11 protein-coding genes are annotated in these 15,020 nt (G+C 63.5%); 6 read left to right on the top strand and 5 right to left on the bottom strand.

Features of this window, described 5'->3' with window-relative positions; translation table 11 throughout:
* Window positions 1–45 precede the first annotated feature (45 nt).
* Together HDE78_RS09690 and HDE78_RS09685 are read left to right on the top strand one after the other, a co-directional pair.
* Window positions 46–1,059: an aldose epimerase gene (locus tag HDE78_RS09690; protein WP_179478698.1), complete on the top strand. Its 1,014-nt coding sequence runs from the start codon at window positions 46–48 to the stop codon at window positions 1,057–1,059.
* Window positions 1,056–2,048: a pyridoxal-phosphate dependent enzyme gene (locus HDE78_RS09685; protein ID WP_179478696.1), complete on the top strand. Its 993-nt coding sequence runs from the start codon at window positions 1,056–1,058 to the stop codon at window positions 2,046–2,048. Before HDE78_RS09690 ends, HDE78_RS09685 begins: the two co-directional genes overlap by 4 nt.
* A 13-nt stretch (window positions 2,049–2,061) precedes the next feature.
* On the opposite strand, the gene HDE78_RS09680 is transcribed toward HDE78_RS09685, so the two are convergent.
* Together HDE78_RS09680 and HDE78_RS09675 are read right to left on the bottom strand one after the other, a co-directional pair.
* A complete protein-coding gene (locus tag HDE78_RS09680) occupies window positions 2,062–3,204 on the bottom strand; it encodes a sterol desaturase family protein (RefSeq protein WP_179478694.1) in 1,143 nt (380 codons plus the stop codon).
* Between the two features lie 101 nt (window positions 3,205–3,305).
* Entirely contained in the window at window positions 3,306–4,193 is an 888-nt protein-coding gene (locus HDE78_RS09675; RefSeq protein WP_179478692.1) for an EamA family transporter, read from the bottom strand.
* A 177-nt stretch (window positions 4,194–4,370) separates the two neighbouring features.
* On the opposite strand from HDE78_RS09675, the gene HDE78_RS09670 reads away from it, so the two are divergent.
* Window positions 4,371–6,086, top strand: coding sequence for an LTA synthase family protein (locus HDE78_RS09670; RefSeq protein WP_179478690.1), 1,716 nt, complete (start codon window positions 4,371–4,373; stop codon window positions 6,084–6,086).
* A gap of 39 nt (window positions 6,087–6,125) precedes the next feature.
* On the opposite strand, the gene HDE78_RS09665 is transcribed toward HDE78_RS09670, so the two are convergent.
* A complete protein-coding gene (locus tag HDE78_RS09665) occupies window positions 6,126–6,449 on the bottom strand; it encodes a hypothetical protein (RefSeq protein WP_179478688.1) in 324 nt (107 codons plus the stop codon).
* Between the two features lie 373 nt (window positions 6,450–6,822).
* The gene (locus tag HDE78_RS09660; protein WP_179478686.1) at window positions 6,823–7,104 is read right to left on the bottom strand and encodes a hypothetical protein; all 282 of its coding nucleotides are present in this window, start codon (window positions 7,102–7,104) and stop codon (window positions 6,823–6,825) included.
* A 96-nt stretch (window positions 7,105–7,200) separates the two neighbouring features.
* Between HDE78_RS09660 and HDE78_RS09655 the strand changes: the two genes are divergently transcribed.
* The 3 genes from HDE78_RS09655 to HDE78_RS09645 all read left to right on the top strand — a co-directional run bounded on the left by HDE78_RS09655 (window position 7,201) and on the right by HDE78_RS09645 (window position 12,340).
* Window positions 7,201–8,265, top strand: coding sequence for a glycerophosphodiester phosphodiesterase (locus HDE78_RS09655; RefSeq protein WP_255457734.1), 1,065 nt, complete (start codon window positions 7,201–7,203; stop codon window positions 8,263–8,265).
* A 100-nt stretch (window positions 8,266–8,365) separates the two neighbouring features.
* The gene (locus tag HDE78_RS09650) at window positions 8,366–9,724 is read left to right on the top strand and encodes an ectonucleotide pyrophosphatase/phosphodiesterase (protein ID WP_179478683.1); all 1,359 of its coding nucleotides are present in this window, start codon (window positions 8,366–8,368) and stop codon (window positions 9,722–9,724) included.
* A gap of 336 nt (window positions 9,725–10,060) precedes the next feature.
* Entirely contained in the window at window positions 10,061–12,340 is a 2,280-nt protein-coding gene (locus HDE78_RS09645; RefSeq protein WP_255457745.1) for a TonB-dependent receptor, read from the top strand.
* Window positions 12,341–12,861: 521 nt separating this feature from the next.
* Here the strand turns inward: HDE78_RS09645 and HDE78_RS09640 are convergent.
* The gene (locus tag HDE78_RS09640) at window positions 12,862–14,868 is read right to left on the bottom strand and encodes an alkaline phosphatase family protein (protein WP_179478681.1); all 2,007 of its coding nucleotides are present in this window, start codon (window positions 14,866–14,868) and stop codon (window positions 12,862–12,864) included.
* Window positions 14,869–15,020: the final 152 nt, after the last annotated feature.

Raw genomic sequence — 15,020 nt, 5'->3', positions numbered from 1 at the left:
GGTTACCATGCAGCCCATCAACGGCCGAGAACACCGGGAAACCTCATGACGCGATACACCGCCGAACAAGCCTTGCTGGACGATCAACCCATCGTGGTACTGACCGATCACGAGGATCAGCGAAAGCTCCGCGTCGCCTGTCACGGCGCTGCCTTGCTGAGCTTCGAAGTGCCCGTGAATGGCGTGATGCACGACATCGCCGATGGCTACCGCGATGCGCACGAAGTGGCGACGCGTCCGGGTTCACGCTTCGCCATCATGGTGCCGTTCGCGGGCCGCATTGGCGACGCGCGCTATACCTTCGATGGTCAGCCGCAGGATCTGCAGCCCGGCGTTACCGGTGCCGACCGCGCCGCGCGGCACGGTTTCGTGCGCAATACCGATTTCGCCATTGCCGAGCTGGCCGCGAATAACGCCGGCGCTCACGTCACGCTGGCGACGTCGGCGATCCGACCGCAGCCCGGGTATCCGCATGCGATCGATCTGGCCGTCACGTTTACCCTGGACGCTGGCGGTATTGCGCTCGATGTCAGCATGCGCAACATGGGTGACAGCGAGGCGCCGTGCTTCTTCGGCTGGCATCCGTATTTCCGGGTGGGCAACAACTCGCTGGCCGGCACGACGGCGAACGGCTGGCAGCTGCAAATTCCGGCGCAGACGCTGATTCGCACGGATGCGGATCTCATCGCGCTACCGGGCGCGGCGGCCTATGTGCCGCTGGACGACGCGCCCGCGTTCGACTTCCGCGAAGCGCAAACCATCGGCAGCACCATTCTCGATCACGAATACACCGATCTGCACGCCGAGGCGGACGGCTACATCCGCACGCGGCTGCGCGACCCCGCCACAGGCTTGTCGATTGCCGTGTGGCAGGAGCGCGGCGTGATGCACGCATTTACCGCCGACACGGCCGCGCGCGATGCGCGACGCGCGGTCGCGCTGGAGCCGATGGAATGCATGGCCGACGCGTTCAACCGGCCGGAGTGGCACGACGCGATCCGACTGGCACCGGGCGCCGAGCGCCGCTTTCGCTGCGGCGTGGAAGTGCTGCTGCCATGAGTGCGGTGCCGACGAGCGAGGCTTTGGCCAGCGATGCGCTGCCCAGCTATGCGCAGATTCTCGATGCCGCCGCGCGCATCGCGCCGCACGCGCAGGTAACGCCCGTATTGCGCAGCGCGGCGCTGGACGCGCTGAGCGGCGCCGAGCTGCATTTCAAATGCGAGAACCTGCAGCGCGGCGGCGCGTTCAAATTTCGCGGCGCGTGCAATGCGGTATGGGCGCTGAGCGACCAGCAGGCGGCCCGCGGCGTGGTCACGCATTCGTCCGGCAATCACGGCAATGCGCTGGCGCTGGCGGCGGGCACGCGTGGCATTGCGGCGCACGTGGTAGTGCCGGAAGGCGCCGTACAGGCCAAGGTCGATGCGATCGAACGCGCCGGCGCGACGCTGCACCGCTGCGCGCCCACGCAGGCCGCACGCGAAGCCAAGGCCGACGAGATTCGGCGCGCCACCGGCGCGGTGCTGGTGCATCCTTACGCCAACACCCAGGTCATGGCCGGGCAGGGCACGGTGGCGCTGGAGCTGTGTCGGCAGGCGCCGGGGCTGGACGCCTTGATCACGCCGGTGGGCGGTGGCGGCCTGGCGAGCGGCGTGGCCATCGCCGCCCATGGCATGGATGCTTCGCTCAGCCTGTTTGGCGCCGAGCCACGCGGGGCCGATGATGCAGCGCAGTCCATCGCGCGCGGCACGCGTGTGAGTGATTTCGTGCCGGATACGGTCTGCGACGGGCTGAGGGCACTGATTGGCGAAAGCAATCTTGCGGCACTGCGCGCGCACGACGTTCAGATCATTACCGTCAGCGATGCGGAGACGATCGCCGCCATGCAGCTATTGTGGTCTGAGCTGCGCATCATCGTGGAGGTTTCCTGCGCCACTGTGCTGGCTGCCGTTTTGCAGCAGCCGGCGCGTTTCGCCGGGCGCCGCATTGGCGCGGTGCTGACCGGCGGTAACGTCGACCTGCAGGCGTTGCCCTGGAGTATGGGCAAGTAGTGCGAGTCCGCGACTAGGCTGCCTCAGCCTCAGCCTCAGCAGTCGGACGGCCCTGGTCAGTCTCGGCTGCTGCCTTGGACTCTGCTGTCGGCTTCACGTGCTCCGCATGCAGGGCATGCAGTTCCATGGGGCTGAGCGTTTTGAGCGGGATCGGCGTGTAATCCTCGGCAAAAGATACCTCGCCAGGCTTCCAGCCTGACTTGCGCCGCACAGCGCCCAGGAAGCGCTTGGTCGATACCCAGTGCAGGCCGAGCAGGCTGTAGTTGTTGTCGGCATCCACGATCGGATCGCCCACCCCGGTCGGTCGCGTCGGCTCGCCGTAGAGTGCGGTGCGAAAGACCACGTCCCAGATCGAAAACACCTGCCCGTAATTGCAGTTGTGCAGGTTGGGTCGTTCTGGATCGACCAGCATATGGTGCAGTCGATGAAACTTCGGATCGACGAACACCTTTTCAAATAGACGTCCAAAGCCGAACCGCACGTTGGTGTGCGAGAAATTCTGCGCCAGCTCGCCGAGCAGCATCAGCCACGCGAATTCGTCCGGCTGCACGCCGATCAGCAGGCCGACCACGGCCAGCACCATCGATTGGATGAAGCCATCGATCAGATTGCCGCGATCGTTGGTCCAGCAGCTCATCTGACGCTGGCTGTGATGCATGCTGTGCAGCGCCCACCACCAGGGCAGGGCGTGCTGGGTGCGATGCATCCAGTAGTAGACGAAATCGTAGATCGCGTAATAGAAAAGAAACAGCAGCAGCGGGTGATGGTCGAACCACGGAATGAGGTGCGAGATCGCCAGCGGCGAGCCGGTGCTGTCGCTGGTATCGGTGTCGCTACCGCCGAACAGATGGCTAAACGGCGTGAGCACCAGATAGGTAAACAGCGGAAAGATGCCCAGCAGCATCAGCACCGTATAGTTGCGATCGACCAGGGTCAGCTTGCGATCGGTCCATTTTTCCGCCGGAAACCAGGTTTCCAGCGGACGAAAAATCAACCCGATGATCGCCACCTGCAATGCGGCGATCATCAGCGCGCCGGCAATCTCGTCGGGATTGCCGGCCAAGCCGTTGATATGCAGCAGGGTCAGAAACGGCGTGACCGCGTGGTGGCTAAGCCACGTGATCCCGTTTGACCAGAATTGGGAGAGATCGGGCATGGGGCATTCTTCACAGACGTTTGTGCTGATGATATCGCCGCAGCCGCTTTTGCACGCTGAATATCGGCGCAGGTTTATGTGGATCGGTCGGGCTGAGGCGATCAGCCGCGGCTGCGGGTGCCAACGCCGCTGACCGCCGCCAATCCGGCCACGACGAAGGCGATACCGACCCACTCTATCAGCGACGGCCTCTCGTGCAGGATGCCCCAGGCCAGCAACACGCTGACGATCGGCACCCCCAGGCTCGACAAACTGGCGACTGTCGTCGGCAGACGCTGCAGCACGATCGACCATAGCCACCACGCAATACTCGAGGCGATGACGACGCTATAGGCCACGCCGGCGATCAGCGCGCCAGTCCACGCGATCGGTCGCTGCGGCACCAGCAGGGCGACGATGCCTAAGGCGATGCCACCGGCCAGCATCTGCCACGCGGTGAGGTTGAGCACCGACGGCTTGTGTCGAAGGAACATGCGCTTGGTCAGCACCGTGCCCACCGCCCAGCAGATGCCGGCGGCAATCGCCAGCGCCGTGCTAGCCACGCTGCCCATCGCCCGCCACGGTTCGATGATGCAGAGCAGCCCCACGGCCGCCAGCGCCAGCCCGATCACATGCCGGCGCGTGGGTCTGTCGCCGAGCATTAGCCACGCCAGCAATACCGCCCAGAACGGCATGGTGTACGCCAGCAGCGCCACGTGTCCGGCGCCACCGGTGCGCAGCGCCCACTGCCCCAGTCCCTGAAACGCGGCGGTCTGAAACACGCCGATGCCGATGGTCAACAGCAGCGGCGGCGGGCGCAGCGGCTGGCGCGCGATGACCAGTACGATGAAAAGTACCGCGGCGCCGAGCAGGTAGCGCAGCGCCGCAAAATCGAACGGGCCGGCGTAAGCGAGCACCTGCTTCATCACGATCCAGCTGTAGGCCCAGATCAGGATGGTGGCGAGCATCGCGAACACGGCGCCGCGTTGGGAGGATGACGAAGTCGGCATGGGAATCGCTGGCGCGGAGAACGGGCAGTCTAGCGGTTCGCCGCCACGTTCTGCGCCATCCAGCGGGCGGCTCAGCCCAACGCCAGTGGAACGGCGGTGACGGCCAAGCTTCCGCCGCCTTCACAAATCCGTAAGATGGCGCCGCGGTGACAATCGGGTCCCGGGGATTTTCCAGCCATGCGACGACTGTCGTTACGTTTCACCCGGGCCGGCTTCGTCTCGCTCGCGGCCGTGCTGCTGTTTGCGTTCTGCGTGTTCACCACCGCCATGCAGGAGCCGAAGGCGCTGCAGCAGGTCTTTATCATCGCGCTGATGCTGTGCACCTTCGGTGCGCTGCTGTTCGCGTTCGCGCGCTTCGCAACCGCCCTGGTGGTGTGCAGCGCGCTGTTTGGGGCGATCAAGTTTCTGTCGGTGCTGAAGATCAAGTACCTCGAAGAGTCGCTGATGCCGTCGGACTTCATCTATTACGCCGGCACGAGCCTGCTCGATACGCTGAGGCATTACCCGCATCTCTACCTTCTCAGCATCGGTATCTGCGTGGTGGTGCCGCCGGTGCTTTGGCTGGTGTGGCGCTGGGACTGGCGGTTGTTCGTCGGTCGCCGGTCGCTCGCCAAATTCGGCCTGCGCACGGGCGGCATCGTGGTTTGCGTGCTGGCCTTTCTTGTCTGCATGCTGCCGAGCGGGCCGTTTGCCCAGGTACACAACCGCGGCGTATGGGAAAAGCTTTCCGACGACGCGCAGCTGACCAATTTCTTCATCAACTTCGACGACGCCCGCGTGCATCTGCCGGCGATGTCGAGCGAGGCGGTGGCCGAGCAACAGTGGGGATCGACCGCGCAGGGCGAATCCGGCAGCGCGCATCCGCCGTATCCCGACATCGTGCAGGTGCTGGAAGAGAGCACCTTCGATCCATCGATCTTTACCGCCTGCGGCGCGCCGGAATGCCATCTGTCGATGTTCCAGAGCGATGCGCGCACGCGCGGCACCGGCGTGCTGCGCACGCATACCTTCGGCGGCGGCACCTGGGTCAGCGAGTTCGCCACGCTGACCGGCATGCCGCAGGATATTTTCGGCCCAGGCGGCATGTACGCGCCCTACGTGCTGGCCCCACACGTGCGCGACGCGCTAGCCATGCAGCTGCGTCGCCTGGGTTACCTCACCATCGCGATCTATCCGACCGAAGGCAGTTTCATCAACGGGCGCAACGCCTATCGGTCGTACGGCTTCGATCACCTTTACGACGTCAACGAACTGAAGCTGGACGAGTGGGAAGAGACCGACAAGCAGATGTTCGACGCGGCCAAGCGCGTCTACGATCGGGTGAAGAAGCCGGGCCAGCCGGTCTTTATCATGATCCTCACCATCAACCAGCATGGCCCGCACGACGATCTGCCGCTGGCCCAGCTGCCGCCGCCGTTCAACCGCGGCCTGCTGACCGGTCTGTCGCCGGCGGCGACGATCAACTTCAGTGCGTACCTGTCGCGCCTGCACGATTCCGATGTGGCCATGCGAGGCCTCGAGCACGACTTTCTGGATCGCGCGCAGCCGACCCTGCTGGTGCACTTCGGCGATCACCAGCCGTCGTTCGAAGGCATGATCCGCCCGATGGCGCGCACGTTGCCCCCGGCGCTGCAGCCGTATCGGGACTTTCTTACCTATTACATGCTGAAGAGCAACTATGCCGGCGATGCCCTGCCGAGCTATCCGATGATGGATATCGCGTTTCTGCCGAGCATGGTGCTGCAGGCGGCGCGGTTGCCGAAAGATCCGTACTTTTCCGCGCTGCACGCGCTGCGCACGCGCTGCAACGGGCTATACGACGACTGCAAGATACCGGGGCTGATCGACGCGTATCACGCCTGGACATTTGGACGGCTGCACGTCTATCAATAAAGCGAGTGCCCGGCTGCCCGTAAAGCCGGCCGACCTGGTCTAGCCGGCTAGCGACGCGGTTATGTCTCGGTCCTCAAACCACACCAGGGAGCCCGACCGCCGCAGCCGATAAGGCAGAGCGTTGCCGCGCTGCTCGATATACTGCACGGCCTTGGCGGCGAATGACAAGCTCTCCGGGCCGACCGATTCCTCGCGTGGCTGCTGCGTGTCGAAGACGTGCCGGCCATCGGCTTCCAAGATCTGCATCGAATAGAGCTCGATCTCGGAGCGGGCCGCGTGATCGGCAATATCCAGTGCCAGCGAGTGGAGTGTCATGAAGTCGCCGATCTCGGTATTGGGTTTGTCATCGAAGCGATGTGGCATAGCGTCTATCCGGAAAGGCCAAGAAAATACGTGCTGGACTTAAACTTGGATTCGAGAAATTCGAAAAATTTCAATTGTCCCGTACCAAAAATCCCTGCCGATGCCGTCTGAGTCGGAAAGGTAAAAATACTTGCGCGAGCGCTTACGCTGCAAGGTGCACCCCAATGCAGCCAGTTTGAGAATGTCTTTGAGCGCAGAGATACCCAGCGCCGCGTGTCGAACGATTCCACGATACGTGTCGGGATGCCATCCCAATGCACGTTTGCGGCCTTTGTTACGGTCCGCCCCGCCGCCGATCCGGTGCGGCTGGGCCCTGCGCGGTGCGCTGCATGGAAGACTGCTCGGCAAGCACGTCCGGAGGCAGCCATGCCTGTCAGGACGCCGCCCGCACTATCGGCTGCTCGGCGGAACTGGCGCCTGCCTCGGCCAGCGCCGCGTCATAGAGGCGGTTGACCGAGCACGAGGCCTTGCGAAGGTTGGAACACGCGCAGGGCAGTTCCTTGGCGGAAGGCTTTTTCACCGCAAAAGTGTATTTACTTCTCCATAATCGGGCAAACGCAGGGGCCACGGTGTTCAGGCCGCGACTCTTGTAGCCTTGTTCTTTCAAGCCGTCGACGGTACCGACCGTCAACAAACCTGCATAAACGCCTGCCATTCTACGCGGCGTTGTCGAATGCACGGCGACGGCTATCGGAGCAGCGCCATGACTCGCTTATGCTTGATCCCTCTTGTTCTTGCCGGAATGCTGGTCATGTCTGTCTCCGTGTGCGCTGCTGAAAAGCCCATTACTGCCCGGGTGCTGGTCATCGGCCACCGCGGCGCCAGCGCGCTGCGGCCGGAACATACGCTGGCGTCGTACGGCAAGGCGATCGCCGACGGCGCGGATTTCGTCGAGCCCGATCTGGTGATGACCAAGGACGGTGTGCCGGTGGCGCGACACGAGAACGAAATCGGCGGCACCACCGACGTGGCCTCGCATCCTGAATTCGCCGCACGCAAGACCACCAAGCTCATCGACGGTGTGGACGTCACCGGCTGGTTCACCGAGGACTTTACCCTCGCCGAGCTGAAAACCCTGCGCGCGCGCGAGCGTCTGCCGCAGCTGCGCAGCACAAAATACGATGGCGAATTCCAGATTCCCACGCTGGACGAAATCATCGATTTCGTCGCGGCCGAGTCGGCAGTGGCCGGTCATCCGGTCGGCATCATTCCCGAGATCAAGCACGGCACTTATTTCCAGAAGCTCGATCTGCCGATGGAAGACAAGGTGCTGGCGATACTTGCAGCGCACACCTATACGCACACCGCGCCGGTGGAAATTCAGTCGTTCGAAATCGCCAACCTGCGCTATCTGCGCGGCAAGCTTGGCGGCAAGGGTGCGCAAAACAGTCGCCCGAACATCCGTCTGTTGCAACTGCTGGGCGATGCGAAGGAGCAGACCTACGACGTGGTGGTCGCCGGCGGCAAACTCACCTTCGCCGACATGATGAGACCCGCCGGCCTGCGGGATATCGCCACGTATGCCGATGCGATCGGTCCGAACATCCGCTCGATCATTCCGCTGGCGGCCGATGGCACGTTGGGTCAGCCCAGTGCGCTGGTGCACGATGCCCACGCGGCCGGGCTGGAGCTGCACCCCTATACGTTCCGGCCGGAGAACTTTTTCCAGGCGAAGAACTTCTGGCAGGGCACTGATCCGAAAACGTTCAACGCGAACGGTTCTGTCGCGGAGATGCGTGCCTACCTCGACGCGGGCATCGACGCGTTTTTTACCGACGATCCCGCGCTCGGTCGACAGGCTCTGGATCAACGCTGAGCTGTCATCGGAGAATGCATAGACGCAGGTTGGCTGTCACAAGAATGCAGTAGTGGCAGCCCAGCATGTGCAGCCTCTTTGCCATCTTGCGAATCGTCCGATGCGTTTTCTACTTTCTTCCCTGCTGCTGGGTAGCTTGTCGCTCGCCGCGGCCCAGCCGTCTATTGCGCAGCCCAGCGCATCGCAGCCGGTGCTGCTGATTTCGATCGACGGCCTGCGCCCGGCCGACGTGCTCGAGGCGCAAAAGCGCGGCCTGCATTTGCCGAACCTGCAGGCCTTTCTGAAACAGGGCAGCTACGCCCATGACGTGCGCGGCGTGCTGCCGACGCTGACCTATCCCAGCCACACCACGCTGATCACCGGCGTGTCGCCCTACGTCCACGGCATCGGCAGCAACCTCACCTTCGATCCGACCAATCAGAACCAGCAGGGCTGGGACTGGTACGCCGCCGATATTCGCGTGCCGACCCTGTGGGATGCCGCGCATGCGGCCGGCTTGACCACGGCCAACGTGCACTGGCCCGTCAGTGTGGGCGCGCAGGTGGATTGGAATCTGCCGCAGATCTGGCGCACCGGCCTGCCGGATGACCGCAAGCTGGTGGCGGCGCTGTCCACGCCCGGCCTGCTGCCGTCGCTGGAAAAAGATCTCGGCCCGTACGCCGACGGCATCGACGAAAGTCTGGCCGGCGACCAGAACCGCACGAAGTTCGCGATCCACCTGCTGGAGACGCGCAAGCCGCAGTTCATGACCGCCTATGTGACCGCGCTGGATACCGAGCAGCACGCCACCGGCCCGGATACGCCAACCTCGCGCAAGACGCTGGAAGGCATCGACTTGCTGATCGGCGATCTGGCCGCTGCCGCACAGCGCGTGCACCCGGACGGCGTGATTGCCATCGTGTCCGACCACGGCTTTGCGCCGGTGAAGCAGGACATCAATTTCTATGCGCCTTTCATCAAGGCCGGTCTGGTCACGATCAAGGACGGCAAGATCACCGACTGGCAGGCAGCCGTGTGGAACGACGGCGGCAGCGCGGCGATCGTGCTGAAAGACCCGAACAATGCCGAGGTGAAAGCCAAGGTCGCCGCGCTCTTGAAGCAGCTGCAGGATGATCCGCAATACCACATCGATCGCGTACTCGATCGCGACCAGCTCGTGGCACAGGGCGGCACCGACAAGGCCAGCTGGTTCGTGCTGTTGAAGATCGGCTACGAGCTGGGCGTGACGCCCGACGCGCCGCTGCCTGCGCCGCCGCACTTCCTGGGCATGCACGGCTACGATCCGGCCGATCCGGAAATGCGTTCCACCTTTCTCATCGAAGGTCCGGGCATCGCGGCCGGCAAGAACCTCGGCTCGATCGACATGCGCGACATCGCGCCGACGCTGGCCCAATTGATGGGTGCCAGCTTGCCGCAGGCGCAAGGGCATGCGCTGCAGGTTTCGTCGCCGGCCCCTTGATCGCCGACATGCTGGATCGCGAGCGCCATTCGCGGCGCTCGCGACGGTTTTTGCCGTGGCGAGCCATTCGTCATGGACGTGCGTCGATAGCGGCTGTCTGCCGAGCCGCGAGGGCTGATGTCTTCGGCGTTCGAGCGGCTATCGCCTCGTGCGCATCTGCAATGCGCATGTAAAGCCGCGTACACAAAGCGCCACCAGAATGATGGGAATGGCCCTTGGGTGGCCTTCCGACGTTCCATTTTTCCATCATGTCGCCGTCGCCACCCTCGCGGGCGGCTGCGCAAAGGATACCTAAGCATGTCCGCTTACTCGCGCACCACTCGTCATACGAGCCTGATGCTTGCCCTGCTTGCCGCACTCTACGGTTCGGCCGCCATCGCCGCCGACGCGGATGGCCCGGCTTCGGCCACGCCCGCCGCGGCTCCCGCACCGGCCGCCGATGCCAATAACGCGAAGACCATGGACGCGGTGTCGGTGGTCGCCCCCGGCCAGACTCGGCAGGTGCAGAGCGTCACCATGGAAGACATCAAGGCGACGCCGCCGGGCACCAGCGCGCTGAAGGTGCTGGGCGAGCTGCCGGGCGTCAACTTCCAGTCGTCCGATCCCTGGGGTGCCTACGAGTGGTCGACCCAGATCACCTTGCACGGTTTCGATCAGAGCCGCCTGGGCTTCACACTCGACGGCATTCCGCTGGGCAACATGAGCTATGGCGTCACCAACGGTCTGCAGGTGACCCGTGCGATCACCTCGGAAAATATTGCTCGGGTGGAGCTGGCGCAGGGCGCGGGCGCGCTCGGCACGGCGGCCAACACCAATCTCGGCGGCACCGTGCAGTTTTTTTCCGCCGATCCCGATGCCAAGGCCGGCGTGCGGCTCAATCAGGCGATCGGCTCGGACGATACGCACCGGACCTATTTGCGCATGGATACCGGCGACTACCATGGCTTCTCGATGTACGTGTCGTACGACCACGCCAACACCGACAAGTGGAAAGGCTACGGTTCGCAGGTGTCCAACCAGCTCAATCTCAAGGCGGTTTATCAATGGGGCGACGGCAATCGCATCAGCCTGTTTTCCGACAGCTCGAAGCGTAAGGAATACGATTATCAGGATCTGTCGCTGACCAGTCAGCGCGTGCTGGGTTGGGATTACGACTACTGGCAGCCCAACTGGTCGCAGGCACTGCAGACGGCCAACGCGATCCGCGGCAACGGCGCGTATCCCGCCTCGTTGAACGGTCTGCCGGCCGACTACGACAAGGGCGATGCGAACTATTACGCCGGCGGCGGCATTCGACGCGACAACCTCACCGGTTTGAACGGTTCGTTCACCCTGGCCGATGGGCTGGTCCTGAATCTGGGCGGCTACTACCACGACGATCGCGGTGAGGGTCAATGGGCGACGCCTTACGTGACGTCGCCGGCCTCCGGCCTGCCGCTTGCTATGCGCACCACGGACTATGGTCTGGACCGCTATGGCATTACCGGCTCTTTGCAATACACGGTCGGCAACAACGATATCGAAGTCGGCGTGTGGGGCGAAGACTCGCACAACAACATCGAGCGCAACTACTTCAATCTGTACGGCCCCTACAATGGCCTGTGGAATTTCTACAGCAGCGGGGAGCCGTTTCTGCGCGGCTTCCTGCAGCACTACACGTATGACACCCGGATGGCCTACGCCGAAGATACCGTGCACTTGATGGACGACCGGCTGACGGTCAACTTCGGCGCCAAATCGTTGCGTTCCACCACCGATGCGCAATCGCTGGTGGCCACGACGGCATTCGCACAGGGCAGCATCAAGGCCAGCGATGGCTTTTTGCCGCAGGTCGGCGTCGACTACAAGCTCGACGATCATCAGGATGTTTACGCGTCTTACAGCAAAAACATCAACTCCTACGGAATACTGCCCTTCGCCACGTCGCAGGCTGCCTTCGATGCCAGCAAGAGCAGCCTGAAGCCGGAAGGTTCGCAAACCATCGAAACGGGTTATCGCGTCCGCGGCAGCAGCTTCGAAGCTTCGGCCGATCTCTACTACACCCGCTTCAGCAACCGCCTGCTGCAGACCACGCCGTGTTCGGCCGTGCAAACCTGCGCCAGCATTCTCAACAACGTCGGCAGCGTCAAGAGCACCGGTGCCGATTTGGCGTTGATCTGGAAGCCGGTGGACCACCTGCGCTGGCTGAACTCGGTGTCCTACGACAATTCGAAATACCAGGACGACTATCTCAACGGTGGCGTGGTCGATACCAAGGGCAAATACGTGGTCGGCATCCCCAGCTGGATGTTTACCTCCAGCGCCAGCTACACCTTTGGATCATGGAGCTTCAATCTGGACGGCAAATACACCGGCCGACGCTACATCACCTATACCAATGATTCCCAGGTGCCGGCCTACTGGTTGTTCAATGGTGGCATCAACTACGACGTGGGCGCCTACGGCGGTTTCGAGGACATCAGCTTTGGCCTCAATATCACCAACCTGACCGACAAGCGCTACTTTGCGAGTACGGGCACCAACGGCTACGTAGCCTCCGATCCCCAGGGCTACAACCAGACCCTGCAGGCCGGCGCACCGCGGCAGTTTTTCTTCAACGTCAATGTGAAGCTGTGAAATCGAGTTCGCCGCGTGCAGCCATGCCGATGGCAGCCACGAGGTTCTGATCGAATGGGTGGTATGGATAAAAGCTGGCCCGGTGAGAACCGGGCCAGCTTTTTATGGGTGGATGCGCGGTGTTGAAACGGCCAGGGACCGCATGGACAGCCCTGCGAAAAGCAGCGTTGGACGCTGCCGGAGCGCGCCGTTTGCCACCGCCACCGGTTTCAACGGATGCGTTTCGCCCGGACTTTCGCGCAAATTGATTCCAATCGATCGATCGTGCCGGGCCGGTCGGTCCGGTGTTGCGATCATCGTTTCGGCTTCGCTCACAGCCATCGGCTCTCGCCGAGGTGGGATGCGTGTCTCTTCATTCGTTCCATGGCAAAGCCAGCGGCCATGCCATGGAACGATGCCGGCACATCGTCGCGCACGCCGATGCCGGACGCCACCGCGGCGTCCGGCCATTGGACCGGTTCCTTTCGGACCAAGGCTCGATGGCCGGTCGAAAGGATCTCGCAGAACTTCCGAACAGGCTCTTACTGCCGCTCGGGGCTGGCCTGGTCGAAATACGTCCAGGTCTTGCCATCCGTCTGCAGCTGCTTCATTTGCAGAACGAAGTCGAATTGACTGGCGGCCAGCGGCGAGCCATCGACGCGTCGGGCGCTCAGGCCGGTTGCCGGTTGCGCCGGTCGCAGCGATGTCGGCGTTACCTTGTAGGCGTCGACGGGTCGGGCGAGCGTGCCGGTAAGCGATTCGTGCAGCACGCGCCCCTGTGCCGTGGGCAGCTTCAGCTGCATGAGCGAGGCGACGGTCGGGGCGAGATCGACGTTGCCGCTGGGCAGCGTGTCCTGGAAGCCCTGGCGAAAGTCGGGGCCGGCGGCGAGCAGGGTATTGTGGACGTCTATACGGCTGAAGCTGCCATGTTCGCCGCGCTCATTGGACTGGCTGGCGTATTCGGTACCCGGGAAGCCCTGGATTTTTGCGTTCGCGTCCCAGGCGTAGCTGATGATGATGTCCGGCCCGCGCGCGGCATTCTCCAGGTGCACGTTCTCGGCCGGCAGCGTGCCGGGAATATCGCCATAGCGCTTGGCCACAAAGACCGCGGCGACGTATTCGCGCGACTGCAGAAACCGCACCGTGCGCTTGACCAGCGCGGCGTCGTGCTCGGGCTGGTAGAGATACTCGGTGCCGCCGTTCGAGGCGATCACCAAAGCATCCTTGGGCAGTTCATCCGGCAGTTTGTAGCTCGGCGTGCTGTACGGGCCGGGCTTGCCGCAGAGGCGGCCGTCGTCGTCGAAGCGGGTCGGGTGCAACTGCGAGCCATCGGCCTTCAGGCCGCTCATCACGGGCGCGTATACGCAGCCGCTGCCGTCGAAGGCGGTGAAGCCGCCCTTGGTCAGCTCATCGGCCAGGCGCACACCGCCCGAGACGGAGTAACCCCAGTCGTTGTCGATGGTGGTGACGCGGCCGTCGTTGATCTGGCGCAGGGGAAACAGGTCGCGCGGGCCGGCGATATTGCTGTGCGCATGGTCGGACACCACGACGATGTCGGTGGTTTGATCCATGCCCAGCGCTTTGAGTTTGTCCTCGAGCTGGCCGAGCAGGGCATCCTGCGCCTTCAGCGCCAGATGAAACTCCGGCGAGCCCACGCCGTACTGGTGTTCGGTGGTATCCGGATTGCGCAGCCACACGATGCTGAGATCGGGGCGGTGCTGCGCCAGCACCTGGTCCAGGTACACTTTCATCATCCAGGCGTTGGCGGCGGCCGGCGTGGTGTCGGCGCCGGCGGTGGCATCGGAGCTGGCGCCGTCCTTCAGGGTCAGCATCTTGCCCTGTTCGGTGGGCGAGTCGTTTTCCTCACTGAGGTTCAGCTGATTGGCCGGGTAGGTGTTGGCGGTGTTTTTCGGCAGCGCGACGCCGGCTTTCTGCAATTCCCTGGCGAAGGCCAGCGGTAGCGCGGTGTTTTCGTCCAGCAGCAGGCCGCTGTTCGGCGTATCGCCGTTGGCGAGTTTGTAGTCCTGCAGAAATGCCGGGCCGGACTTGCCGATCAGCGCGGTCTTCAGGCCGGCCTTGCGCGCCGTGGCGAACAGCGTGGGCAGCTCCAGCAGCTCGTGGCCGTAGTGCGCGTCGAGATCGCGCAGGATGGCGTAGTCCTCGGTGAAGATCGGCGACTGAAAATCCACGGCCTGTCCTTTCGCATCCGTGCCTTTGGCGCCCGGCGCCCAGAAGTGGTTGCCATAGAAGCCGATCGTGCCGGGAAACGCGCCGGTGGCGAAGCTCGACGCGTTGGCCATGGTGAAGGTGGGATAGGTCGAGTGGTTGTCCTCGAACACGCTGCCGCGCGCACCCAGTGCCAGCAGATTTGGCGTGTCCTCGGCGCTGATCGCGTCCGGGCGCATGCCGTCCCAGACGAACACGATGACGCTACGGGGTGGCCTTGGGCCATGGTTCGGCGCAGCGGCAAAGGCCGGTGCCAGCGCAGTGACGGCGAGTAACAGGCAGCCGGCCAGCAGGCTCAGCGGACGCAGGGCGGAACGGGACATGCAGTACCTCGTGGATTCGGCAAGACAACCCAACATGCTGCGCAATACGTGTTGCAGTTTGGTGGCAATCGAATGCCGTTGAGACCTGTGGCGCTGCAGCACGTACTGCGGGATGTGCGGGACTATCATCGGCGCCGACGGTAGGGATATGA

Origin of the sequence: Rhodanobacter sp. K2T2 (assembly GCF_013408815.1) — a bacterium.
Taxonomy (GTDB): domain Bacteria; phylum Pseudomonadota; class Gammaproteobacteria; order Xanthomonadales; family Rhodanobacteraceae; genus Rhodanobacter.
This window is presented reverse-complemented; position numbering and strand designations above follow the sequence as displayed.